At 66.7% G+C, this 24,121-nt stretch carries 18 protein-coding genes and 1 tRNA gene; 7 read left to right on the plus strand and 12 right to left on the minus strand.

Annotation, left to right across the window (positions count from 1 at the left end; all coding sequences use genetic code 11):
- Window position 1 precedes the first annotated feature (1 nt).
- A complete protein-coding gene (gene aceE / locus APZ15_RS15925) occupies window positions 2-2,698 on the minus strand; it encodes a pyruvate dehydrogenase (acetyl-transferring), homodimeric type (RefSeq protein WP_027786961.1) in 2,697 nt (898 codons plus the stop codon).
- Between the two features lie 273 nt (window positions 2,699-2,971).
- Between aceE and fixL the strand changes: the two genes are divergently transcribed.
- Both fixL and fixJ read left to right on the plus strand, forming a co-directional pair.
- Window positions 2,972-5,488, plus strand: coding sequence for an oxygen sensor histidine kinase FixL (fixL, locus tag APZ15_RS15930; RefSeq protein WP_027786960.1), 2,517 nt, complete (start codon window positions 2,972-2,974; stop codon window positions 5,486-5,488).
- A complete protein-coding gene (gene fixJ, locus APZ15_RS15935) occupies window positions 5,485-6,123 on the plus strand; it encodes an oxygen response regulator transcription factor FixJ (RefSeq protein ID WP_006493245.1) in 639 nt (212 codons plus the stop codon). Before fixL ends, fixJ begins: the two co-directional genes overlap by 4 nt.
- A 52-nt stretch (window positions 6,124-6,175) precedes the next feature.
- Here the strand turns inward: fixJ and APZ15_RS15940 are convergent, their stop codons facing one another.
- The gene (locus APZ15_RS15940) at window positions 6,176-6,370 is read right to left on the minus strand and encodes a hypothetical protein (RefSeq protein WP_027786959.1); all 195 of its coding nucleotides are present in this window, start codon (window positions 6,368-6,370) and stop codon (window positions 6,176-6,178) included.
- Between APZ15_RS15940 and folD the strand changes: the two genes are divergently transcribed.
- Entirely contained in the window at window positions 6,369-7,229 is an 861-nt protein-coding gene (gene folD, locus APZ15_RS15945; RefSeq protein WP_027786958.1) for a bifunctional methylenetetrahydrofolate dehydrogenase/methenyltetrahydrofolate cyclohydrolase FolD, read from the plus strand. The two genes, APZ15_RS15940 and folD, sit on opposite strands and share 2 nt — an antisense overlap.
- 223 nt (window positions 7,230-7,452) lie before the next feature.
- Window positions 7,453-9,540: a M3 family metallopeptidase gene (locus APZ15_RS15950; protein ID WP_027786957.1), complete on the plus strand. Its 2,088-nt coding sequence runs from the start codon at window positions 7,453-7,455 to the stop codon at window positions 9,538-9,540.
- A gap of 60 nt (window positions 9,541-9,600) precedes the next feature.
- Here the strand turns inward: APZ15_RS15950 and dinB are convergent, their stop codons facing one another.
- Window positions 9,601-10,794 carry a DNA polymerase IV gene (dinB, locus tag APZ15_RS15955; RefSeq protein ID WP_027786956.1) on the minus strand — a complete coding sequence of 398 codons (1,194 nt, stop codon included), beginning with the start codon at window positions 10,792-10,794 and terminating at the stop codon, window positions 9,601-9,603.
- Window positions 10,795-10,930: 136 nt separating this feature from the next.
- Between dinB and APZ15_RS15960 the strand changes: the two genes are divergently transcribed.
- Complete coding sequence (locus APZ15_RS15960; RefSeq protein ID WP_027786955.1) at window positions 10,931-11,623, plus strand: aspartate/glutamate racemase family protein; 693 nt, start codon at window positions 10,931-10,933, stop codon at window positions 11,621-11,623.
- Between the two features lie 98 nt (window positions 11,624-11,721).
- Here the strand turns inward: APZ15_RS15960 and APZ15_RS15965 are convergent.
- Window positions 11,722-11,798 (minus strand) — tRNA-Met (locus tag APZ15_RS15965).
- 184 nt (window positions 11,799-11,982) lie between these two features.
- On the opposite strand from APZ15_RS15965, the gene xth reads away from it, so the two are divergent.
- Complete coding sequence (xth, locus tag APZ15_RS15970) at window positions 11,983-12,759, plus strand: exodeoxyribonuclease III (protein ID WP_027786954.1); 777 nt, start codon at window positions 11,983-11,985, stop codon at window positions 12,757-12,759.
- Between the two features lie 19 nt (window positions 12,760-12,778).
- Here the strand turns inward: xth and APZ15_RS15975 are convergent, their stop codons facing one another.
- The 4 genes from APZ15_RS15975 to glnA all read right to left on the minus strand — a co-directional run bounded on the left by APZ15_RS15975 (window position 12,779) and on the right by glnA (window position 19,259).
- On the minus strand, window positions 12,779-14,887 hold the full coding sequence (locus APZ15_RS15975) for a prolyl oligopeptidase family serine peptidase (RefSeq protein WP_027786953.1): 2,109 nt from the start codon (window positions 14,885-14,887) through the stop codon (window positions 12,779-12,781).
- 89 nt (window positions 14,888-14,976) lie between these two features.
- Entirely contained in the window at window positions 14,977-16,494 is a 1,518-nt protein-coding gene (gene ntrC, locus APZ15_RS15980) for a nitrogen regulation protein NR(I) (protein WP_021157654.1), read from the minus strand.
- A 46-nt stretch (window positions 16,495-16,540) separates the two neighbouring features.
- Window positions 16,541-17,683 carry a nitrogen regulation protein NR(II) gene (gene glnL / locus APZ15_RS15985; RefSeq protein ID WP_021157653.1) on the minus strand — a complete coding sequence of 381 codons (1,143 nt, stop codon included), beginning with the start codon at window positions 17,681-17,683 and terminating at the stop codon, window positions 16,541-16,543.
- A 160-nt stretch (window positions 17,684-17,843) separates the two neighbouring features.
- On the minus strand, window positions 17,844-19,259 hold the full coding sequence (glnA, locus tag APZ15_RS15990; RefSeq protein WP_017331833.1) for a type I glutamate--ammonia ligase: 1,416 nt from the start codon (window positions 19,257-19,259) through the stop codon (window positions 17,844-17,846).
- 408 nt (window positions 19,260-19,667) lie between these two features.
- Here glnA and APZ15_RS15995 point away from each other — a divergent pair, with 408 nt between their 5' ends.
- Entirely contained in the window at window positions 19,668-20,132 is a 465-nt protein-coding gene (locus APZ15_RS15995) for a rhodanese-like domain-containing protein (protein ID WP_027786952.1), read from the plus strand.
- Window positions 20,133-20,247: 115 nt separating this feature from the next.
- Here the strand turns inward: APZ15_RS15995 and APZ15_RS16000 are convergent, their stop codons facing one another.
- The 4 genes from APZ15_RS16000 to APZ15_RS16015 form a co-directional block, all read right to left on the minus strand.
- The gene (locus tag APZ15_RS16000; RefSeq protein ID WP_027786951.1) at window positions 20,248-21,063 is read right to left on the minus strand and encodes a competence/damage-inducible protein A; all 816 of its coding nucleotides are present in this window, start codon (window positions 21,061-21,063) and stop codon (window positions 20,248-20,250) included.
- A complete protein-coding gene (locus tag APZ15_RS16005; protein ID WP_021157649.1) occupies window positions 21,060-21,887 on the minus strand; it encodes an EI24 domain-containing protein in 828 nt (275 codons plus the stop codon). The genes APZ15_RS16000 and APZ15_RS16005 overlap by 4 nt, the downstream gene beginning before the upstream one ends.
- A gap of 111 nt (window positions 21,888-21,998) precedes the next feature.
- Window positions 21,999-22,973, minus strand: a complete 975-nt coding sequence (locus APZ15_RS16010; RefSeq protein WP_021157648.1) for a sterol desaturase family protein — start codon at window positions 22,971-22,973, stop codon at window positions 21,999-22,001.
- Between the two features lie 16 nt (window positions 22,974-22,989).
- A complete protein-coding gene (locus tag APZ15_RS16015; protein ID WP_027786950.1) occupies window positions 22,990-23,979 on the minus strand; it encodes a YVTN family beta-propeller repeat protein in 990 nt (329 codons plus the stop codon).
- Window positions 23,980-24,121: the final 142 nt, after the last annotated feature.

Below are 24,121 nucleotides of genomic sequence, written 5' to 3' on the forward strand. Positions count from 1 at the left end.
GTTAAACGGTCATCGGGTTGGGCTTCGACGGATCGAGGTTGTACTTGGCGATCGCGTCCGCGACCACCTTGCGCTCGATCGTGCCCTCGTCGGCCAGCGCGTTGAGCGCGGCGACGGTGACCCAGTGACGGTCGACTTCGAAGAAGTGACGCAGCTTCTCGCGGGTATCCGAGCGGCCGAAACCGTCGGTGCCCAGCACGACGAAGCGGCGATCGATCTGGCCGCGGATCTGGTCGACCAGCGCGCGGACGTAGTCGGTCGACGCGATGACCGGGCCCTGCGTGTCCTTCAGGCACTTCTGCACGTGCGACAGGCGACGCTCCTCGGTCGGATGGAGCAGGTTCCAGCGCTCGACCTGGTGGCCTTCACGCGCCAGCTCGGTGAAGCTCGGCACGCTCCACAGGTCGGCGGCGACGCCCCAGTCGTTCTTCAGCAGGTCGGCGGCAGCGATCACTTCGTTGAAGATCGTGCCCGCGCCGAGCAGTTGAACGCGCGGCGCCTTCTTGTCGGCGTCGGCCTTCTTGAACGAGTACATGCCCTTGATGATGTCGGCCGCCACGTGCTCGCCCTGCGGAATCGCCGGGTGCTCGTAGTTCTCGTTCATCACCGTGATGTAGTAGTACACGTCCTCCTGGTCCTGCACCATGCGGCGCAGGCCGTCCTGGACGATCACCGCGAGTTCGTAGCCGAAGGTCGGGTCGTAGCTCACGCAGTTCGGCACCGATGCCGCCCACAGCAGCGAGTGGCCGTCTTCGTGCTGCAGGCCTTCGCCGTTCAGCGTCGTGCGGCCCGCGGTACCGCCGAGCAGGAAGCCGCGCGAACGCATGTCGCCCGCGGCCCATGCCAGGTCGCCGATCCGCTGGAAGCCGAACATCGAGTAGAAGATGTAGAACGGCACCATGATCTCGCCGTGCGTCGAATACGACGTCGCCGCCGCGATCCAGTCGCACATGCCGCCCGCTTCGTTGATGCCTTCCTGCAGGATCTGGCCGGTCTCCGATTCCTTGTAGAACATCAGCTGGTCGGAATCTTCCGGCACGTACTTCTGGCCCTGCTGGTTCCAGATACCGATCTGGCGGAACAGGCCTTCCATGCCGAACGTACGCGATTCGTCCGGGACGATCGGCACGACGCGCTTGCCGAGCGCCTTGTCCTTCAGCAGGATGTTCAGGATCCGCACGAACGCCATCGTCGTCGAGATCTCGCGGCCCTCGCCCGTGCCCTTCAGCAGCGGTTCGAACGCGTCGAGCGCCGGCACCGGCAGCGACGTCGCCTTCTCGCGGCGATGCGGCAGGTAGCCGCCGAGATCCATGCGCTGCTTGCGCATGTATTCGAGTTCCTTCGAGCCTTCCTCGAACTTCAGGTACGGCACGTCGGCGATCTGCTCGTCGGTGATCGGCAGGCGGAACTGGTCACGGAACTTCTTCAGTTGCTCGACCGGCAGCTTCTTCTGCTGGTGCGTGATGTTCATCGCCTGGCCCGATTCGCCCATCCCGTAGCCCTTGATGGTCTTCGCGAGAATGACGGTCGGCGCACCCTTCGTGTTCGTGGCTTCGTGGAAAGCCGCGTAGATCTTGTGCGGATCGTGGCCGCCGCGGTTCAGCGCCCAGATGTCGTCGTCGGACCAGTCGGCGACGAGCGCCTTCAGTTCAGGCGTGTTGAAGAAGTGCTCGCGCACGAACGCGCCCGACTCCGACTTGTACGTCTGGTACTCGCCGTCGACGACTTCCATCATGCGGCGCATCAGCGCGCCCGTCTTGTCGCGTGCGAACAGCGCATCCCAGCGGCTGCCCCAGATGACCTTGATCACGTTCCAGCCGGCACCGCGGAATTCCGATTCCAGTTCCTGGATGATCTTGCCGTTGCCGCGCACCGGGCCGTCGAGACGCTGCAGGTTGCAGTTGATCACGAACACGAGGTTGTCGAGCTTTTCGCGGCTCGCCATCCCGATCGCGCCGAGCGATTCCGGCTCGTCCGTCTCGCCGTCGCCGAGGAATGCCCACACCTTGCGGCCTTCCGTCTTCGCGATGCCGCGCGCTTCCAGGTACTTCATGAAACGTGCCTGGTAGATCGCCATGATCGGGCCGAGACCCATCGACACGGTCGGGAACTGCCAGAAGTCCGGCATCAGCCACGGGTGCGGGTACGACGAAATGCCGTTGCCGTCGACTTCCTGGCGGAAGTTGTCGAGCTGCTCTTCCTTCAGGCGGCCGAGCAGGAATGCGCGCGAGTAGACGCCCGGCGACGAGTGGCCCTGCACGAACACGAGATCGCCGCCGTGCTGCTCGGACGCTGCGTGCCAGAAGTGGTTGTAGCCGACGTCATAGAGCGTCGCGGCCGACGCGAACGACGCGATGTGGCCGCCGACGTTCGTGTCCTTGCCTGCACGCAGCACCATCGCCAGCGCGTTCCAGCGCGTGTACGAACGGATGCGGTGCTCGATGTCCTGGTCGCCAGGGATCTTCGCCTGGGCTTCGACCGGGATCGTGTTGATGTACGGGGTATTGGCGGAGAACGGCAGGTGTTCGCCGTGCATGCGGGCGAACTCGATCTGCTTTTCGATCAGGTAATGCGCGCGGCCGGTGCCCACGGAGGAGATCACGCCATCGAGCGACTCCAGCCACTCGACGGTTTCTTGCGGGTCGTCGTCACGTTCGGCGGCGACATATTTCATCACTTCGTTCGGTACAGCGGACATTCTCGTCTCCTGGGTCCTGGAATGTGAGGATCGCTCTCGTGCAGACGACGCGACGCGACCGGCTGCGGGCAAGCTCCAGCGGATTGTAATGAGCGTGCGCGGGCCTGCGCAACAAAATTTTCGAATAGTGAGATCTTTTCTCGCAATACGAAATATTGCTGCGCTGCACCCATATTTCGGGGCTCTCCGGCGCGTCCCGGCGAAACAAATCCGTTTCCGTTCAACATATCCGGTATAGGTTTTCCATGTATTGCGCTGCGCTACAATCCTGCCATGTTGACCGATCGGCTTTTCGCACGCTCGGCGCGACCGTCGGGCCCGCCGGCGGAGTCGCAGCCGTCCCGTTGGCACCACGGACCGTGGTGGTCCAATTCCTATTTGCTGACGCCACTGCTGTCGATCCTCGTGTTCCTGGTGGTGATGAGCCTCATCCTGTGGAGCCTCAACCGCCGCGAACAGCAGCAGCAGGAAGACACCCTCTTCCGGAACGTCGCGTGGGCGCAGCAGCAGATCCGCCTGTCGATGACGGGTGCGCAGGAACAGCTCCAGGCACTGTCGCGCGATCTCGCGTCCGGCCGTCTCGACCAGAACGCGTTCCAGATGGCCGTCGCGGACGTGATGCAGACGCACCCGGAAATCCTCTACCTGAACTGGTACACGTCGCCCGGCGTACAGCGCTGGCCGACCGTGCATCCGCCGCTGCTCGGCCAGCGGCTCGCGAAGCCCGGCGAAGCGCAGATGCAGGACGCCGTGCGCGGCGCATACGACGAGGCGCGCAGCACGCGCCGCCAGGCCTATTCGCCGCTGATCTACGACGACTTCGGCAACGGCTTCATCACGCTGCAGACGCCCGTCATGCGCGGCGACCGCGAGTACCTCGGCTCGATCGCCGCGGTGTTCTCGGTCGAAGGCATCCTGAAGCACGACATCCCGCAGGAACTGTCGTCGAAGTACAAGATCTCGATCACCGACGCGAACAACCGCGAGCTGTCGTCCACGTCGACGCGCCCGCGCCTGCCGCGCGACTCGCACTACGACCTGCCGCTCGATCCGCCCGGCCAGGGGCTGACCGTGCGCGTGTACGCATTCCCGCAGCTCACAAACCTCACCAACAACACGCTCGTGTGGCTCGTGGCGGGCCTGTCGTGCTTCGTGCTGTGGAGCCTCTGGAGCCTGTGGAAGCACACGCGCCAGCGCTTCGAGGCGCAGCAGGCGCTGTACGCGGAAGCGTTCTTCCGCCGCGCGATGGAGAATTCGGTGCTGATCGGCATGCGCGTGCTCGACATGCACGGCCGCATCACGCACGTGAACCCCGCGTTCTGCCGGATGACGGGCTGGGACGAAACCGACCTCGTCGGCAAGGTCGCGCCGTTCCCGTACTGGCCGCGCGACGCTTACCCGGAAATGCAGCGCCAGCTCGACATGACGCTGCGCGGCAAGGCGCCGAGCTCGGGCTTCGAGCTACGCGTGCGGCGCAAGAACGGCACGCTGTTCCATGCGCGCCTGTACGTGTCGCCGCTGATCGACAGTTCGGGCCGCCAGACCGGCTGGATGTCGTCGATGACCGACATCACCGAGCCGAAGCGTGCACGCGAGGAACTCGCGGCCGCGCACGAGCGCTTCACGACGGTGCTCGAAAGCCTCGACGCCGCGGTGTCGGTGCTGGCCGCCGACGAAGCCGAGCTGCTGTTCGCGAACCGCTACTACCGCCACCTGTTCGGCATTCGCCCGGACGGCCATCTCGAGCTGTCGGGCGGCGGCTTCGACCGCGCGCAGGCATCGTCCGACTCGATCGACATGGTCGACGCGTTCGCGGGCTTGCCGGCCGCCGCGCTGACGAGCAGCACGGCCGATGCACAGGAGGTGTACGTCGAGAGCATCCAGAAGTGGTTCGAGGTGCGCCGCCAGTACATCCAGTGGGTGGACGGCCACCTCGCGCAGATGCAGATCGCGACCGACATCACGACCCGCAAGAAGGCGCAGGAGCTCGCGCACCAGCAGGAAGAGAAGCTGCAGTTCACGAGCCGATTGATGACGATGGGTGAAATGGCGTCGTCGATTGCTCACGAATTGAACCAGCCGCTCGCCGCGATCAACAACTACTGCTCGGGAACGCTCGCGCTCGTGAAGAGCGGCCGCGGCACGCCCGAGACACTGCAGCCCGCGCTGGAAAAGACCGCGCAGCAGGCGCTGCGCGCCGGGATGATCGTCAAGCGGATCCGTGAGTTCGTGAAGCGCAGCGAACCGAAGCGCCAGCCGGCCCGGGTCGCGGACATCGTCGCCGACGCGGTCGGGCTCGCTGAAATCGAGGCCAGGAAGCGCAGGATCCGGATCGTCACGGAAATCCTCGCAAGAATGCCTATTATTTATGTCGACCCCGTGCTGATCGAGCAGGTGCTCGTGAACCTGATGAAGAACGCGGCCGAGGCGATGGCCGACGTGAAGCCGGCGTCGGCGGACGGCGTGATCCGCGTCATCGCCGACATCGAGGCGGGATTCGTCGACATCCGCGTGATCGACCAGGGCCCGGGCGTCGACGAAGCGACCGCCGAGCGCCTGTTCGAACCGTTTTACAGCACCAAGTCCGATGGCATGGGCATGGGGCTGAACATCTGCCGTTCGATCATCGAATCGCATCGGGGGCGTCTGTGGGTGGTCAACAACGTCGAGCCGGATGGCCGCATTTCCGGCGCGACGTTCCACTGCAGCCTGCCCATTGGGGAACCCGCTGATCTCGGCCAAGGGGGGCGCGAGGCATCGGCATCACATACCGTTACGGGAGAACTATGAATAGCCCTGTCACCACCACTCAGGAAACCGTCTTCGTCGTCGACGACGACGAGGCCGTACGGGACTCGCTGCGCTGGCTGCTGGAGGCGAACGGCTATCGCGTGCAATGCTTCTCGAGCGCCGAGCAGTTCCTCGATGCGTACCAGCCGGCGCAGCAGGCCGGCCAGATCGCGTGCCTGATCCTCGACGTGCGGATGTCGGGCATGAGCGGTCTCGAGCTGCAGGAGCGCCTGATCGCCGACAATGCCGCGCTGCCGATCATCTTCGTCACGGGTCACGGCGACGTGCCGATGGCCGTGTCGACGATGAAAAAGGGTGCGATGGACTTTATCGAGAAACCGTTCGACGAAGCCGAGCTGCGCAAGCTCGTCGAGCGGATGCTCGACAAGGCCCGAAGCGAAAGCAAGAGCGTCCAGGAGCAGCGTGCCGCGAGCGAACGCCTGTCGAAGCTGACCGCGCGCGAGCAGCAGGTGCTCGAACGGATCATCGCGGGCCGCCTGAACAAGCAGATCGCCGACGATCTCGGCATCAGCATCAAGACGGTCGAAGCGCACCGCGCGAACATCATGGAAAAGCTCAACGTCAATACGGTGGCGGACCTGCTGCGCCTCGCGCTGTCGAAGAAGCAGGCCTGAGCGTCGCACGCGGCTCCGGGCAGCCCTGCCCGGCCGGCCGCACCATCGGACACTACCGCGCCGCGCGATGCGGCCCACTCGCGCGGCATCCCGGCGCTTCCTCCCGGAGCGCCGGCACCGGCGCCATGACGCTTTCCTTGTATTCACTGTCGGACGACGGCAGGCGACCGGTATAATTGCGTGCTTTGCTGCGGCGCTTCGCGTGCCGCACGCCCGCATTCCAACTTCCCGGCAGGACCACCACCATGACAGCCCTCCTCATCGACGGCAACGCCCTCTCGAAGACCTTGCGCGCGCAGGCCGCCGAACGCGCCGCCGCCCTGACCGCACGCGGCCACCAGCCCGGTCTCGCGGTGATCCTCGTCGGCGCCAACCCGGCGAGCGAAGTCTACGTGCGCAACAAGATCAAGGCGTGCGAGGACAACGGCTTCTTCTCGCTGAAGGATGCGTACCCGGCCACGCTGTCGGAAGCCGACCTGCTCGCGCGCATCGACGAGCTGAACCGCGACCCGAAGATCCACGGCATCCTCGTCCAGCTGCCGCTGCCCGCGCACATCGACAGCCACAAGGTGATCGAGGCGATCGCGCCGGAGAAGGACGTCGACGGCTTCCACATCGCGAACGCCGGCGCGCTGATGACCGGCAAGCCGCTGTTCCGGCCGTGCACGCCGTACGGCGTGATGAAGATGTTCGAGGCGCACGGCATCGCGCTGCAGGGTGCGAACGCGGTCGTGATCGGCCGCTCGAACATCGTCGGCAAGCCGATGGCGATGATGCTGCTCGACGCCGGTGCGACCGTGACGATCTGCCACAGCAAGACGCGTGACCTCGCCGCGCATACGCGGCAGGCCGACGTCGTGGTCGCCGCGGTCGGCAAGCGCAACATCCTGACCGCCGACATGGTGAAGCCCGGCGCGACGGTGATCGACGTCGGCATGAACCGCGACGATGCGGGCAAGCTGTGCGGCGACGTCGACTTCGCGGGCGTGAAGGAAGTGGCCGGCCACATCACGCCGGTGCCGGGCGGCGTCGGCCCGATGACCATCACGATGCTGCTGATCAACACGATCGAAGCCGCCGAGCGCGCGGCCGACGCAGCCGCCTGACCCTGCCCGTTCAGCCGGCGTGCGGTTCCGCGCGCCGGCGCCTCGCCGGCCGCACCTTGCCGGCCGCCCCGTCCCGCATTCGACCCCGCGCCAATCGCGTCGTTAGAAACTAACGATTGGAAAGCGCGCGATGCGCCCCAATAATGTCGATATCGGGCGCCGCGCTGCCGTGCGCGCCTTACCCTTTTCACTCCGGTTCATCCGGCAACAGACAGGGAGTCTTATGTCCGCCAGCGCCAACACCAACCCGCTTCTCGACTTCTCGGGCCTGCCCCGCTTCGGCGAGATCCGCCCGGAACACGTGACGCCCGCGCTCGACACGCTGCTCGATGCCGCCAACCGCGCGGTCGAGACCGCAAGCGCCGCCGCGACGCCGGCAACCTGGGCGGATGTCGTCGAGACGGTCGAGCACGCGACGGAGCCGCTCGGTCGCGCGTGGGGCATCGTCGGCCACCTGAACGCGGTCGCCGATACCCCCGAACTGCGGGCCGCCTACGGCGAAAACCTGCCGCGCGTGACCGAATTCTGGTCGAGCGTCGGCCAGAACCTCGCGCTGTACGAGAAGTACAAGGCGATCGCCGCGAGTGCCGAATACGCAACGCTGTCCACCGAACGCAAAAAGATCCTCGACAACGCGCTGCGCGATTTCCGCCTGTCGGGCGCCGAGCTGCCCGAGGACCAGAAGCCGCGCTTCGCGGAACTTCAGGAACAGCAGGCCGCGCTGTCGAAGGCCTTCTCCGATCACGTGCTCGACGCGACCAACGCGTACGCGTACATCGTGCAGGACGACGCCGAACTGGCCGGCCTGCCCGGCGACGCGATCGAGGCCGCCCGCGAAGCCGCGCAGAAGGACGGCAAGGAAGGCTGGAAATTCACGCTGCACTTCCCGTCGTACTTCCCGGTGCTGCAATACGCCGACAACCGCGCGCTGCGCGAGACGCTCTACCGCGCCTATGCGACGCGCGCGTCGGAACTCGGGCCGCAGTACGGCGACGGCAAGGCCGAATGGGACAACACGGCGATCGTCGCCGATGCGCTGAAGCTGCGCCGCGAAGAGGCGCAGATGCTCGGCTACCGCAACTTCGCCGAAGTGTCGCTCGCGCCGAAGATGGCCGAATCGCCGCAGCAGGTGATCGCGTTCCTCGAGGATCTCGCGACGCGCGCACGCCCGCACGCGGACAAGGACTGGGACGAGCTGCGCACGTTCGCCGCGAAGGAACTCGGCCTCGCCGAACTCGCGCCGTGGGACGTCGCATACGCGGCCGAGAAGCTGCGCCAGCAGCGCTACGCGTTCTCGGAAAACGAGGTCAAGCAGTACTTCCCGGAGCCGGCCGCGCTGAAGGGCCTGTTCACCGTCACCGAGACGCTGTTCGGCGTCCAGATCAAGCCGGACGATGCGCCGGTGTGGCACAAGGACGTGCGCTTCTTCCGCGTCGAAAACCGCGACGGCTCGCTCGTCGCGCAGTTCTATCTCGACCTGTACGCGCGCGAAGGCAAGCGCGGCGGTGCGTGGATGGACGACGCGCGTTCGCGCGCGAAGCGCGGCAGCACCGTGCAGACGCCGGTCGCGTACCTGACCTGCAACTTCTCGGCACCGGTCGGCGGCAAGCCCGCATGCTTCACGCACGACGAAGTCATCACGCTGTTCCATGAATTCGGCCACGGGCTGCACCACATGCTCACGCGCGTCGACGAGCTCGGCGTGTCGGGCATCAACGGCGTCGAATGGGATGCCGTCGAGCTGCCGTCGCAGTTCATGGAAAACTTCTGCTGGGAATGGGACGTGCTGTCGTCGATGTCGTCGCACGTCGATACGGGCGCCGCGCTGCCGCGCGAGCTGTTCGACAAGATGATCGCCGCGAAGAACTTCCAGAGCGGGCTCGGCACGCTGCGCCAGATCGTGTTCTCGATGTTCGACATGCTGCTGCACGTCGACTTCGACCCGGCCGGCGCCACCGGCGTGACCGCATTCGCGCGCGAGATCAACGAACGCTATCACGTGATCCCGCAAGCCGCGTTCTCGCGCTGGCCGAACACGTTCAGCCACATCTTCGCGGGCGGCTACGCGGCCGGCTACTACAGCTACAAGTGGGCCGAGGTGCTGTCGGCCGATGCGTACGCGGCGTTCGAGGAAGCGGCCGCCGCGAGCGGCAGCGTGCTCGACGCGGCGACCGGCACGCGCTATCGCCGCGAAATCCTCGAGGTCGGCGGCAGCCGCCCGGCGATGGATTCGTTCAAGGCGTTCCGCGGCCGCGAGCCGCAGATCGATGCGCTGCTGCGCCACAACGGGATGGCCGCCCCCGCGCACTGAGCGCACGCTGTCCGGCTCGTCCGGCTGCATCGAAAGGCACCGCCGCGGCGGTGCCTTTTTTCATGGCGCCGGGGGTTCGCCGGCTGCGTCGTCGGCGTTACCGGCTTCGTCGTCGAACAGCGAGAACTGCCCGTGGCGCTCGGCGGTATCCTCGTCGATGCGCACGCCGACGCCGAGCAGCCGCACCGCCTGCGCACGCCGTTGCAGCCCCTTCGCGAGCAGCGTGACGGCCGTATCCGCATGCGTCGCGTCGGCCACGCACTCGACCGTCGTCCGCTGGAAATCGGCGAAGCGGATCTTCACGTACAGCTTGCGGATCGACCGCGCGGCGCCCGCCCGCACGATACGCGCGTCGAGCTGCACGACGAGGCGGCGGATTTCTGCCGCGCACTGCTCGAGCGTCGTCAGATCGGTGACGTAGGTCGTCTCGACGCTGACCGACTTGCGCTCCTGGTCGGCCTGCACCGGCCGCTCGTCGATCCCGCGCGACAATTCGTACAGCCGCCGCCCGAACGCGCCGAATTCGCGGTGCAGGTCGATCAGCGGCCAGTCGCGCAATTGCGCGCAGGTCTGGATGCCGAGCCGGTCGAGCCGCGAGGCCGTCACCTTGCCGACGCCGTGCAGCTTGCGCACCGGCAGCGCCGCGACGAACGCGTCGATCTCGTGCGGCCGCACGACGAACAGCCCGTCGGGCTTGTTCCAGTCGGACGCGATCTTCGCGATGAACTTGTTCGGCGCGACGCCGGCCGACACGGTCACGCCGACCGTATCGTGCACGCGCTGACGGATCTCCCGCGCAATCAGCGTCGCACTGCCCTGGCACTGCTCCGACCCGCTGACGTCGAGGTACGCCTCGTCGAGCGACAGCGGCTCGACGTCGGGCGTGTAGTCGCGATAGATCGCCATGATCTGCCGCGATGCCGCGCGGTACTTGTCCATTGCTGACGGCAGGATCAGCAGGTCCGGACACTTGCGCATCGCCAGCGCCGACGACATCGCCGAATGCACGCCGTAGCGCCGCGCCTCGTAGTTGCAGGTCGCGATCACGCCGCGCTGGTCGGGCCGGCCGCCGACCGCGAGCGGCCGGTGGCGCAGCGACGGGTCGTCGCGCATCTCGACCGACGCGTAGAAGCAGTCGCAATCGCAATGAATGATCTTGCGCATGCGCGGCAGCACGTCGCCCGGCGGCGGCGCGTGCGGATCGGCAGGCGGAATGATGGTCGGGTTCACGGTGCCGATACTGTACAAAAACACAGTGCCGGTTTCAACTGTCGCGTGCGGTCGCGCCCGGCTGTGCCGTACCGGCCCGCTTTGCACGGATCGTACCGGCCGGCGCGGGCAGCGGCGCCTATACTCGTCTGCCGCAATACACGAAACGCAAAGGTGACGGATGAAGACGATCGGACTGATCGGCGGGATGAGCTGGGAATCGTCGGCCGAGTACTACCGGATGATCAATCGCCATTCGAAGGCGCTGCACGGCGGACATCACAACGCGAAAAGCGTGCTGGTCACGGTCGATTTCGCGGAGATCGAAGCGCTGCAGCGCACGCACGACTGGGCCGCGCTCGGCGAGCGGATGGCGAGTGCCGCGCGGCAGCTCGAAGCGGCCGGCGCCGATCTTGTCGTGTTGACGACCAATACGATGCATCGCGTCCACGCCGCGATCGAAGCCGCGGTGACGCTGCCGTTCCTGCACATCGCCGATCCGACCGGCGCCGCGCTTCGCGATGCGGGCATCGAGCGCGTCGCGCTGCTGGGCACGCGCTACACGATGGAGTTGCCGTTCTACGCGGAGCGGTTGCGCGACAGGTTCGGCATGGAGGTACTCGTGCCGGACGAACGCGGGCGCGACGACGTGCACCGGATCATCTACGACGAGCTGTGCCACGGCATCATCGCGCCGGAATCGCGCGCGACGTACGGGACGATCATCGAGGAACTGGCGACACGCGGCGCCCAGGCGGTGATCCTCGGTTGCACGGAAATCACGCTGCTGATCGGCGCGGACGACTCGCCGCTGCCGGTGTTCGATACGACCGCGCTGCATGCGAAGGCGGCGGTCGAGTGGGCGGCGCGATAGCGGCGCCGCGCGCAGAAAACAAAAAACCCGGCATGGAGCCGGGTTCTTGTCGACGAAGCGCGCATCGGTCATATGCGCTGCACATCGTCTGGTGTGCTTGGTTGCGGGGGTAGGATTTGAACCTACGACCTTCGGGTTATGAGCCCGACGAGCTGCCAGACTGCTCCACCCCGCGTCAGAGAAATAAATTATAGGGTGAGGAAGTACTCACGTCAATACTTTTGTCACAATTTCTTCCCGATTCACCGTGACGGCGGTGCGAGGCACCGCCCCCGCCCCGCACGACGGGCGCGTTCGCACCGCGTGCTCGCGGTAAGATGGCGGCCTTCGCATTTACCCCGCACGCACACTCCCCGTTCATGAAAATCGCCACCTGGAACGTCAACTCGCTCAACGTCCGCAAGCAGCACGTACTCGACTGGCTCGCGCAAAGCGGCACCGACGTGCTGTGCCTGCAGGAACTGAAGCTGCCGGACGAGAAATTCCCGCGCGCCGATCTTGAAGCCGCCGGCTACCGCAGCTGGTTCACGGGCCAGAAGACCTACAACGGCGTCGCGATCCTCGCGCGCGACACGCTGTCCGTCGACGAATCGGACGTCGTACGCAACATTCCGGGCTTCGACGATCCCCAGCAGCGCGTGATCGCCGCGACGGTCGACGGCGTGCGCATCGTGTCCGCGTATTTCCCGAACGGCCAGGCGCCCGACTCGGACAAGTTCGTCTACAAGATGCAATGGCTCGACGCGCTGCAGGCGTGGCTGCGCACCGAGCTGCAGCGCTACCCGAAGCTCGCGCTGCTCGGCGACTACAACATCGCGCCGGAAGACCGCGACGTGCACGACCCCGCGAAATGGGAAGGCCAGAACCTCGTGTCGCCGCAGGAGCGCGCCCACTTCGTGCAACTGATCGAACTCGGCTTCGTCGATGCGTTCCGCCGCTTCGAACAGCCGGAGAAGACCTTCACATGGTGGGACTACCGGATGATGGCGTTCCGCCGCAACGCGGGGCTGCGCATCGACCACGTGCTGCTGTCGCCGGCGCTCGCGCAAACCTGCACGTCGTGCGAGGTCGATCGCACGCCGCGCACGTGGGAACAGCCGTCCGACCACACGCCCGTGGTCGCGGTCGTCGGCTGACCGGGCAGCCCGCGCGCGTTCAGCGCCGCGCGGGCGCCGGCCCGAGATGGGCCCACAGGAACCCGAATTCCGCCGCGTCGGCTTCCGCGCGTTCCAGATCGTCGGCGCTGCCGTGGCCGCCGTCGGTGTTCTCCCAATACCACACCCGTTCATGACCGAGCGCATGCATGCGCGCGGCCATCTTGCGCGCATGCGCGGGATGCACGCGGTCGTCGCGCGTCGACGTCGTCAGCAGTAACGGCGGATACGCGACGCCCTCGCGCACGCGGTGATACGGCGAATACGCGGCCAGCGCCGCACCTTCGTGCGGATCGTCCGGGTCGCCGTATTCGTCGAGCCACGCGGCGCCCGCGTGCAGCTTCGGATAGCGCCGCATGTCGAGCAGCGGCACGCGGCAGAGCACCGCGCCGAACAGCTCCGGCCGCTGCACCATGCACGCGGCAACCAGCAGCCCGCCGTTGCTGCCGCCCTCGATGCCGAGCTGTGCGGCGCTCGTCACGCCGGTCGCGGCCAGATCCTCGGCCACCGCGATGAAATCGTCGAACGAGCGCTGGCGGTGTTCGCGCTGCGCGTCGACGTGCCAGCGCGGCCCGAACTCGCCGCCGCCGCGGATGTGCGCGAACGCCATCACGCCGCCGCGCTCGAGCCACCCGATGCCGAACGCGTCGCTGTAGCCCGGCAGGTTCGGGATCGCAAAACCGCCGTAGCCCGACAGCAAACACGGCCGCGCGACGCGCGTGGCGCCTTCGGCCGGATCGAGTGCATCGCGCGGCCCGATCAGCGTGTACGGCACCATCGTGCCGTCTTGCGAGCGCGCGCTCGCGCGGCGCACGACGAGCCCCGTCGCGTCGAACTGCACCGGCGGCCGGTCGAGCAGCACGCGGCGCGACGACGCATCGTCCGCGCGGTCGGCCAGATCCGCCAGCCAGCATTCGGGCGGATCGAGATAGGTGTCGACGTCGACGTACACCTCGTCGTTCAGCGTCGACTCGACGGGCTCGACGTCGATCTGCGCATCGCCCGCCCACTCGAACGGCCGCGCATCCCATGTCCACGTACCGTCGTCGACCTGTCGCGGTTGCCACAGCATCGTGCGGTTGTGCACGTCGTCGAGCCAGCTCGCGATCAGCGTCGTGCGCGTGTGCGTCCACGTGCACGCGGACGTCGTCGGCTGCGGCGCGAACAGCGTCGTGAGTTCGCGCGACCCGGCCAGGAACGCCTGCTCGCGGATCGCCAGCAGCGAGCCGCCCGCATGGCGCACGCCGCCGCAATCCCAGTCGAGGCGCGGCTCCAGCATGAGCCAGCCTTCCCAGAACCCGACCTCGACATGGGGCGGCACGTCGTAGCGCGCCCACTCGCCCGCGTCGGTCAGCCGGTACGCATGCGCGTCGAAGAAGTCGACGCTGCGCCACGCGACGTGGCGGTTGTCGATCGGATCGAACCCCGCGCCCGCGCTGATGTCGTCGGGTTCGCCGCTGAAGACGACCGGCGCATCGGCAAGCGCGGTGCCGCGCACCCAGCGCCGCGCTTCATACGGATAGCCGGCCGCGGTGGCATGCGCGTCGCCGCGATCCCAGCTCACGTAGACGGTATCGCGATCGATCCAGCCGACCGTGTGATGCCCCGGCTCGTCGATCGTGAAGCCGCCGTCGACGAAACGACGTTCGACGAGATCGAATTCGCGCACGACGACCGCGTCGGCACCGCCCGGCGACAGCGACAGCAGCGCGCGATCGCCGTCCGGATACAGGATCGCGTCCTGCTCGAACACCCACGATTCGCCCTCCTCCGCGCCGAGCGCGTCGACGTCGAGCAGCGTTTCCCACGCCGGCCGGCCTGCACGCCAGTCGTCCCAGCGCGTGCGGCGCCACAGCCCCTTCGGATGGAGATCGTCCTGCCACAGGTCGTAGGCCCAGTCGCGCCAGCGGGTTGGAATCACCGGGCGTTCGCGCGGCAGGTACGCTTTCGCGAGGCGCGCCGTGAGCGCGCGATAGGCATCGTCGTCACGCAGCGCGGCGCGCGTGCGCGCGTTCTGCTCGTCGACCCACGTGCGGGCGCGCTTGCTGTCGAGCGCTTCGAGGAAACGGAACGGGTCGGCCCCGGCGGGCCAGCGGAAGGAATCGGACATTGCGGATGGGCGGAATGGCAAACGGCGTGCAAACCGCGATTATGTCCGATCGCGGCATGCGCGATGCCCGCGCATGCCGCAAATCGTGCTCAGGGCTCCAGATGGAGTTCCTGGATCTTGCGCGTGATCGTGTTGCGGCCGATGCCGAGGCGCTCCGCGGCCTCGACCTTGCGACCGCGCGTAAAGTCGAGCGCCTCGCGGATCACGGCCGCCTCGAAGCGGCGTGCGAGTTCGTCCATCACGTCGGCCGAATTCTCGCGCAACAGCCGCGCCACCTCGGTGCGCAAACCATGCTCCCACACCGGATAGCCGGCCGGCGCGCTGCCGTTCGGCGCGGCCGCGACAGGCGCGGACGCCACCGGCGCCGTGCCCGTCACCGGTGCAGAGAGTGCCGTATCGCCACCACCGACGTGCGTGCCCGCACCTTCGCCCGCAGCGACGACCGGCGCGCCGGCCGGCACGAGGTCGGGCGGCAGGTCCTTGATCTCGACCGTCTGCGCGGGCGCCATCACGGTCAGCCAGTTCGCGAGGTTCTCGAGCTGGCGCACGTTGCCGGGAAACGCGAGCGACGTCAGGTAGGCCAGCGCCTCGTCGGACACGCGTTTCGGCTCGACGCCGAGATCGCGCGCGCTCTTCTGCAGGAAGTGGCGCGTGAGCAGCGCGATGTCCTCGCTGCGCTCGCGCAGCGGCGGCAGCCGCAGCCGGATCACGTTGAGCCGGTGGTAAAGGTCTTCGCGGAACAGGCCCTGCCGCACGCGCGATTCGAGATTCTGGTGCGTCGCGGCGATCACGCGCACGTTCGCGCGCAGCGGGTTGTGCCCGCCGACCCGATAGAACTGCCCGTCCGACAGCACGCGCAACAGGCGCGTCTGCAGGTCAAACGGCATGTCGCCGATTTCGTCGAGGAACAGCGTGCCGTTCTCGGCCTGCTCGAAGCGGCCCTGCCGCGTCGACTGCGCGCCGGTGAACGCGCCGCGCTCATGGCCGAACAGCTCGGATTCGAGCAGGTCCTTCGGGATCGCCGCGGTGTTCAGCGCGATGAACGGCCCGTTCGCGCGCGGGCTGTGACGGTGCAGCGCACGCGCGACGAGCTCCTTGCCGGTGCCCGATTCGCCGGTGATCAGCACGGTCGCGGCCGAGTGCGACAGGCGGCCGATCGCGCGGAACATGTCCTGCATCGCGGGCGCCTGGCCGAGCATCTCGGGCGCCTCGGCCACGCGCTCGTCCTGCGGCACGCCGCCTCGCAGGCTTTCCTCGACGGCGCGGCGGATCAGCTCGACCGCCTTGTCGACGTCGAACGGCTTCGCGAGATATTCGAACGCGCCTCCCTGGAACGCCGCCACAGCGCTGTCGAGATCGGAGAACGCCGTCATGATGATGACGGGCAGGCCCGGCAGGCGCTCGTGCATCGCCTGCAGCAACTCGAGGCCCGAGCCGCCCGGCATCCGGATGTCGGATACGAGCACCTGCGGCGTCTCGTGGTCGAGCGCGGCCAGCGCGTCGCGCACGTTCGCGAAGCTCTTCGTCGCGAAGCTGTCCCGGGCGAGCGCCTTTTCAAGCACCCAGCGGATCGATTGGTCGTCGTCTACTATCCAGATCGGCTTCATAGGTCGGTCAGATATTGGTGAATCCGGTGAATCGCCATGCCGTCGCTCAATGATCGAGCGGCAGCAGGATCTGAAATTCGGTACGTCCGGGCCGGCTTTCGACCTCGATCGTCCCGTCGTGCTGCTGCACGAACGTCTGCGCGAGCGTCAGGCCGAGGCCGCTGCCGTCGTCGCGCCCGGACACGAGCGGGTAGAAGATCCGGTCGCGGATGTCTTCCGGGATGCCGGGTCCGTTGTCGATCACGTGCAAGTCCAGTGCCAGCCGGTACAGGCGCTTCGCGATCGTCACCTTGCGCGCGATGCGCGTGCGCAACTCGATCTTCGCGTCGCCCTGCGCGATCCGTTCGCGCAGCGCCTGCGCCGCGTTGCGCACGATGTTGAGCAGCGCCTGGATCAGTTGCTCCTTGTCGCCGCGCAGGTCCGGCACGCTCACGTCGTAGTCGCGCTCGATCGTGAGCCCGCGCGGGAATTCCGCGAGCATCACCGCGCGCACGCGTTCGCATACTTCATGAATGTTCACGTCGCCGACGATGTGCGGATGCCGGTGTGGCTCCAGCAACCGGTCGACGAGCGTCTGCAGGCGGTCGGACTCCTTGATGATCACCTGCGTGTATTCACGCAACTCGCCGCGCTCGCGCTCGCCGAGTTCGAATTCGAGCAGCTGGGCCGCGCCGCGAATGCCGCCGAGCGGATTCTTGATCTCGTGCGCGAGGTTGCGGATCAGCTGCTTGTTGACCGCGGTCAGGTCGTGGATGCGCTCCTCGCGATCGGTGCGCGACTGCCGTTCGTTCTCGAACAGCTCGACGAGCACGAAATCGGGCGCGGTCTCGAGGAAGCCGACGATCGCGTGCACGTGCAGCGGTTCGCGGCCGGGCCGGTCGAGCACGGTATCGAGGTGCGTCGCGTGAAAGCGCTCCTCGCCGATCGCGGTGATCGTCGACGCCAGTTCGTTCGCGTTCGGAAAAATCTCGCCCCACGGCCGCTGCGCGAGCTGCCGGCGCGAGATGTCGAGCATCGCCTCCGCGGAGGGGTTCGCGAATGCGATCCGCAGCGTCTTGCGGTCGAGCACGAGCACGACCGTCGGCAGCGCTTCCAGCCCTGCCAGCAGGCCCGAGCGTGCGAGCCGCTCGTCGTCCGTCAGTCGCTCGGGCTGCCCCGTTTTCGCCTTGATCAGATTCTTCAGAACCATCTGCGTGCTTGTCGCGCCTCAACGGGCCAGAAAAGGAAAATCACCGGAACAAAAAAGGGACGGCTGAACGCCGCCCCTTTCAGACTCCGCCGCCCCCGCCGCCAACCGCGCGGCGGGAACGAACCGGCAAAACGGCGCTGAATCGAAGCGCCATCGCCGATTACAGCGAGTAGTACATCTCGAACTCGATCGGGTGCGTCGTCATGCGGAACTTCGCCAGCTCCTGCTCCTTCAGCGCGAGGTACGCGTCGATCATGCCGTCCGTGAACACGCCGCCGCGCGTCAGGAACTCGCGATCCTTGTCGAGCGCTTCGAGTGCCTGGTCGAGGCCCGCGCAGACGGTCGGGATCTTTGCATCCTCTTCCGGCGGCAGGTCGTACAGGTTCTTGTCCGCTGCTTCGCCCGGATGGATCTTGTTCTGGATCCCGTCGAGGCCGGCCATCATCAGCGCCGTGAAGCACAGGTACGGGTTCGCCATCGGATCCGGGAAGCGCGTTTCGATACGGCGGCCCTTCGGGTTCGACACGTGCGGAATGCGGATCGATGCCGAACGGTTACGCGCGGAGTACGCGAGCTTGACCGGTGCTTCGAAGTGCGGGACCAGACGCTTGTACGAGTTCGTCGTCGGGTTCGTGATCGCGTTCAGTGCACGGGCGTGCTTGATGATGCCGCCGATGTAGAACAGCGCCAGTTCCGACAGGCCGGCGTAGCCGTTGCCCGCGAACAGGTTCTGGCCGTCCTTCCAGATCGACTGGTGAACGTGCATGCCCGAACCGTTGTCGCCGACGACCGGCTTCGGCATGAACGTCGCCGTCTTGCCGTACGAGTGCGCGACGTTGTGGATGATGTACTTCGACCATTGCGTCCAGTCGGCGCGCTGAACCAGCGTCGAGAACTTCGTGCCGATTTCGTTCTGGCCCTGGCCCGCCACTTCGTGGTGGTGCACTTCGACCGGAATGCCGAGCTGTTCGAGCAGCAGGCACATTTCCGAACGCATGTCCTGGAACGTGTCGACCGGTGCGACCGGGAAGTAGCCGCCCTTCGTGCCCGGACGGTGGCCCGTGTTGCCGCCTTCGAATTCCTTGCCTGCCGACCACGGCGCTTCTTCCGAGTTGATCTTCACGAAGCAGCCCGACATGTCCGTGTTCCACTGAACCGAGTCGAAAATGAAGAATTCCGGTTCCGGACCGAAGTAGGCCGTGTCGCCGATGCCCGTGCTCTTCAGGTACGCTTCGCCGCGCTTCGCGAGCGAACGCGGATCGCGCTCGTAGCCCTTGCCGTCGGCCGGCTCGACCACGTCGCAGGTCAGCACGAGGGTCGACTCTTCATAGAACGGGTCGACGAAAGCGGCGCTCGGATCCGGCATGAGCAGCATGTCCGACGCCTCGATGCCCTTCCAGCCGGCGATCGACGAGCCGTCGAATGCATGGCCGCTTTCGAACTTGTCTTCGTCAAACGCCGAAACCGGCACCGACACGTGCTGCTCCTTGCCGCGCGTATCCGTGAAGCGGAAATCGACAAACTTGACGTCCTCGTCCTTCACGAGCTGCATGACGTCGGCGACGGTTTTACTCATAACCTCTTCTCCTGATTAGAACAATTCCGGCGGACTGGGAACCGCCTCGTTTATCGAGCTGATCGGGGTCTTGCTTTGGCGCAGCGCGCCCCGATTCGACCGAATTCTATATAGCAGCTTCCGTGCCACCTTTGCGAACGACGGGCGCAAATCGCGCCGGGGCTCGCCACGACAGGGCCGGGCTGCGCGATTCCGGGGCCTTGCGCCGCACTGGTCGCTCGCCGAAAGCACCGCAATGGTGCAATTCCGGTAGCCCGCCGCAACCAAGGAATCATTCTGGTGCATGCGTGCCATTCTGCACTTTTTTTGGTGAACACGTGGGCCACGCGTGCACCGCACCGCACGCGGCCATCCGTGCCGCGACGCCGCGCTAGAATGCTCGTTTGACCGATACGGAGACTCCCTGCCATGAGTACGCTCGACCAGCTTTACGCGAAGGCCGACGAACGCCGCGCCCAAGGCGCGCTCAACTACGCCGGGGCGCTGCTGCCGGCCGAAGCCTTCGAACTGCTGCAGCTCGATCCGTCGGCACGCCTCGTCGACGTGCGCACCCGCGCCGAACTCGACTGGATCGGCCGCCCGCTCGTCGGCGACGGCCAGTACCTGCACCTCGAATGGACGCGCTACCCGGGCGGCGTGCCGAACGCCGAATTCGTCAACGAACTGAAAGCGGCCCTCCCGGCCGATACCCCCATCCTGTTCCTGTGCCGCAGCGCCGCGCGCTCGAAGCTCGCCGCGGTCGCCTCCACGCAGGCCGGCTTCACGAAGGCGTTCGACCTGCTCGAAGGCTTCGAGGGCGCGAAGGACGCCGAAGGCCACCGCAAGACGGTCGACGGCTGGTGCTTCCGGAAACTGCCGTGGATCGGCGCCTGACGGCGCGCCGCGCCCGCCGGTGACGACAGCCTCATCGTCGAGCCGGGCGATGACATGCCGATGACGGGCCGCGTTGCGCGGCCCGTGGTTTTTGTGCGGCCGGCTGGCGCGCCGCTCAGGCGCGCGACGTCTCGGCTTCGACGACGTCGCCGCCGAGCAGGTGCACGCCCTCGCGCAGCTTCACGTACGCGGCCGCGACCGCTTCCGGCTCGCCCTTCACGCCGAGGTCGATGTGACGGCGCGCGAAGATCCCGCCACGCTCCGCATCGCCCACGCTCGGCAGGCTGAACACGCGCACGCCTGGGAAATCGCGCTCGATGCGCTCCATCAACGGCGTGAGCGTCGATTCCGGCAGCTCGAACACGTACAGCGAACGCTCCGCGTGCGGCGTCGCGTGATGCAGGTGTGCGTACTTCGTATCGAGCACCCATTCGATCATCGGCCACGCCATCACCGGGAAACCCGGCACGAAATGCAGGTCGCCGACCGAGAAACCGGGAATCCGGTTGTAGCCGTTCGGGATGATCGTCGCGCCCACCGGAAACACGCCCATGTTGAAGCGGTGCTGGTTCTCCGGAGAATCGAAATCGACCGGCGTGGCCGGGTCGGTGTGGGTTTCGCGGATCCGCTCCGAAATCAGCACCTTCGCTTCCGGATGCAGCTCGAGCGTCACGCCGAGCGCGGCGGCCGCGCACTGGCGCGTGTGGTCGTCCGGCGTCGCGCCGATCCCGCCCGTCGAGAACACGATGTCGCCCGATGCAATCGCGCGTGCGAGGGTCGCCGTGATGCGCGCCGGATCGTCGCCGACGTATTCGGCCCAGTCGAGCGCGAGGCCGCGTGCGCCGAGCAGCTCGATGACCTTCGCCAGATGCTTGTCCTGCCGGCGGCCCGAAAGGATTTCGTCGCCGATGATGATGATGCCGATGCTCATGCCTGCCCCATGTCGATTGCGGTGGCGCGCGAACTCGCACGCAGGTCCTCCAGCGCGCGCAGGCAGTAATGCCCGAACCACAGCGCCGAGAAGACGAGGATGAAAGCGTAAACCCAGATCATGGCCGCCGCGACGAACGGGAACAGCACCATCATCCAGACCGACGATACCCACACGAAGGTCGGCACGGTGCCGAGCAGCCCGGTCGCGACGCCGATGCCGATCAGCGGCCAGCGGTGCCGGCGCACGAGCGCCCGGCGCTCGTCGCGGCTCGCGTGCAGCGCGAGCGCATCGTAGGTCATCACGCGGTACGTCAGCCAGCCCCAGATCACGGGCGGCAGCAGCGCGAAAAACGGTGGAATCAGCCACAGCGGGATCGTGACGACCAGCACGACGACACCGGCCAGCGCCGCCCACAGCGAATTGAACACGCTGCCGAAGAAGGTGCCGCCCCGCTTCGGCTCGAGCGCCGCGAACTGCCGGTTCGACAGGTGCTTGATCACGACCGGCATCGAAATCGTCGCGATCAGCAACAGCACGGTCAGCACGATCAGCGGAATCGCGAGCGACACGACCACGAACGGCGCGACGACCGCATGCAGCTGCGACATGCCGATCGCGTCGAACGCGCGGTACAGCAGGGCCGTCAGCACGAAGCCGTCGAGCGCGCCGCGTGCGAGGTCCAGCAGCGTCTGCCACGAAAACCACAGCACGACGCCCCACAGGACGGCCGAGACGAGAAACGGCATCAGGGTGAGCCAGAGCATGCGCGGATGCAGTGCGCTCGCCAATGCCCGGACGAAGGAACGCAGCAAGTCGTTCATGCGAGCCTGTATCGACGGAGAAAAACGGGGAAAGGATAAACCACGCGGCCCGCATGCGCCAAAGCACATGCGGGCCGCGTGGGAGAGCCGCTCAACGTGGGAATGGCCGGATCAGGCCGACGCCGCGCCGCGCTTGGCGGGGAACAGGCGCCGGAAGATCCGCACGAACGCGAGGCCGTGCTGCGCCCAGAAGCCTTCGCCATAGGACACGCCCTCGACCTGGTCGCGGATGCCGGTCGGCTCGACCGTGCGGTTCCACGACGCGGTGCCGAACATCATGTCCCACCACGGGAACAGCACGCCGAAGTTGCAGCCGTACTTCGTGCCTTCGTGGCCGTAGCCGACCGCGTGGTGGCGCCGGTGGAAGATCGGGCTCACGAACAGGCGCTCGCCGAGCCAGCCGAACGACAGGCGCGCATTCGTGTGCTGAATGCTCTGCATGAAGTTGGTGAACGCGGTCAGCACGACGAACTGCGACGGCGTCACGCCGATCACGAGCGCGATCGCCGCGAAGAAGCACGACTGGATCACGTCGTCGAGCACGTGGTTGCGGTCGTCGCACCACAGCGACATCTGGCGCTGGCTGTGATGCACGGCGTGCAGCTCCCACCAGACGCCGAACTTGTGCTGCCAGCGGTGATACCAGTAGCCGGCGAAATCGAGCACGACGAGATAGATCGCGAACGCGACGATCGGCTTCGAGGTCACGCCCGGCCACAGGTAGTCGAGGTTGACGTTCGCGACCCCGTGCAGGCGCAGCCACGCCTGGAAGTTGTCGAACAGCGGCTGCAGCGCGAAGAAGAAGAACAGCGAATAGATGCCGAGCTTCGCGATCGCGGTGTAGATCACGTCGACCCGCACGGCACGGCGGTTCGTCCAGCGCTCGACGGGCCGCAGCGCCTCGAGCGGGCGCAGCAGCACGAACATCAGCACCATCTGCAGCGCGCCGACGATCACCCAGTACAGCGCGTCGTAGGTGTCCTCGTCGTAGTCCATCAGGTTGAACTTGAAGAGGAGCGGCTGCACGACGTCGACGTACAGCCAGGTCTGGATGTCCGATACGAACGCATCGATCAGGTGCAGCATCGTTCTCCCCCGCCCGTCACGCGCCGTTCGCGGCGCGCCACGGCGCGCGGTCGTAGAAGTAGATCCCGTGCGGCGAACGGCCGACGGCGATCGTCTGCACCAGCTTGCGCGACGCCAGGTCGATGATCCCGACCTTCTTCGCGAAGCGGAACGTCACCCACAGCGTCTTCTTGTCGGCGGACAGCTCCATGTCGTCCGGGCCCGGCAGCAGGCCGGTGATGTCGCCGACGTTGGTGAGCGTGTTCTCGTCGATGATGCTGATCGTGTTCGCGACCCGGTTCGTCACGGCAACGTGCGTGCCGTCGGCGAGCGAACGGAAGTTGTGCGCGCCCTTGCCGGTATAGATCTGCTTGACGACCTTCTGGTTGCGCCAGTCGACCACCGCGACGTAATCCGCGCCCGTCATCCCGACGAGCAGGTACTTGTCGTCCGGCGTGAGCCACAGGCCGGCCGGAACCTTGCCGACCTTCATCTTCCACTTGACCGTCTGCGTCGGCAGGTCGATCGCCGCGATCTCGCCGGACACCTGCAGCGACACGAGCAGCGTCTTGCTGTCCTTCGTGAACGCGAGGTGGCTCGGCATGACTTCGAGCGGCACGCGCTTCACGAGCTTCAGGTCGCGGCCGTCGTAGCCGTAGATGTCGACGCGGTCGAGGCGCAGGCCGGCGGCCGCGAACCACTTGCGGTCGGGCGAGAAACCGAGCTGGTAAGGATCGTCGATCCCTTCGACGGTGCGCTGCAGCTTGCCCGTCTTCGGATCGAGGAACATCAGGCTGTTCGAGACCGAATTTGCAACGATCAGCGACGAATTGTCGGGCGTTGCCATCAGATGGTGCGGTTCCTTGCCGGTCGGCATCGTGCCGACGACCTGACGGGTCTGCTGGTCGATCAGGGAAAGCGTCGCTTCGGCCGAATTGAGGATGATCACGTTATTCGCGTGGGCGGCGGGCGCCAGCACGGCGGCGGCCAGCGCGAGCGTGCGGCCGAGGGAAAGGAAAGTGCGCATGAAGACTCACGTCGTGGAACAACCGTCATTGTAAAACGTTCAACCGGCCCGGCCGGTTGACCTGGGCCGGCATTGCGCCACTTCGACGCACGCGGCGGCGTGCCCGGCCGGGCGGCCCGGCAAGCGCCGCGCGGCCGGCCGG

It is taken from the genome of Burkholderia cepacia ATCC 25416, assembly GCF_001411495.1.
GTDB classification, from domain to species: domain Bacteria; phylum Pseudomonadota; class Gammaproteobacteria; order Burkholderiales; family Burkholderiaceae; genus Burkholderia; species Burkholderia cepacia.

Bases quoted from the DNA above. Each gene is read 5' to 3' on its own strand.
- aceE (WP_027786961.1), bottom strand. From the start codon at position 2,698: ATGTCCGCTGTACCGAACGAAGTGATGAAATATGTCGCCGCCGAACGT.
- APZ15_RS16015 (WP_027786950.1), bottom strand. From the start codon at position 23,979: ATGCGCACTTTCCTTTCCCTCGGCCGCACGCTCGCGCTGGCCGCCGCC.
- glnA (WP_017331833.1), bottom strand. From the start codon at position 19,259: ATGAGTAAAACCGTCGCCGACGTCATGCAGCTCGTGAAGGACGAGGAC.
- folD (WP_027786958.1), top strand. From the start codon at position 6,369: ATGACAGCCCTCCTCATCGACGGCAACGCCCTCTCGAAGACCTTGCGC.
- fixJ (WP_006493245.1), top strand. From the start codon at position 5,485: ATGAATAGCCCTGTCACCACCACTCAGGAAACCGTCTTCGTCGTCGAC.
- APZ15_RS15975 (WP_027786953.1), bottom strand. From the start codon at position 14,887: ATGTCCGATTCCTTCCGCTGGCCCGCCGGGGCCGACCCGTTCCGTTTC.
- APZ15_RS16010 (WP_021157648.1), bottom strand. From the start codon at position 22,973: ATGCTGCACCTGATCGATGCGTTCGTATCGGACATCCAGACCTGGCTG.
- APZ15_RS15950 (WP_027786957.1), top strand. From the start codon at position 7,453: ATGTCCGCCAGCGCCAACACCAACCCGCTTCTCGACTTCTCGGGCCTG.
- fixL (WP_027786960.1), top strand. From the start codon at position 2,972: ATGTTGACCGATCGGCTTTTCGCACGCTCGGCGCGACCGTCGGGCCCG.
- APZ15_RS15960 (WP_027786955.1), top strand. From the start codon at position 10,931: ATGAAGACGATCGGACTGATCGGCGGGATGAGCTGGGAATCGTCGGCC.
- APZ15_RS15940 (WP_027786959.1), bottom strand. From the start codon at position 6,370: ATGGTGGTGGTCCTGCCGGGAAGTTGGAATGCGGGCGTGCGGCACGCG.
- ntrC (WP_021157654.1), bottom strand. From the start codon at position 16,494: ATGAAGCCGATCTGGATAGTAGACGACGACCAATCGATCCGCTGGGTG.
- xth (WP_027786954.1), top strand. From the start codon at position 11,983: ATGAAAATCGCCACCTGGAACGTCAACTCGCTCAACGTCCGCAAGCAG.
- APZ15_RS16000 (WP_027786951.1), bottom strand. From the start codon at position 21,063: ATGAGCATCGGCATCATCATCATCGGCGACGAAATCCTTTCGGGCCGC.
- glnL (WP_021157653.1), bottom strand. From the start codon at position 17,683: ATGGTTCTGAAGAATCTGATCAAGGCGAAAACGGGGCAGCCCGAGCGA.
- APZ15_RS16005 (WP_021157649.1), bottom strand. From the start codon at position 21,887: ATGAACGACTTGCTGCGTTCCTTCGTCCGGGCATTGGCGAGCGCACTG.
- APZ15_RS15995 (WP_027786952.1), top strand. From the start codon at position 19,668: ATGAGTACGCTCGACCAGCTTTACGCGAAGGCCGACGAACGCCGCGCC.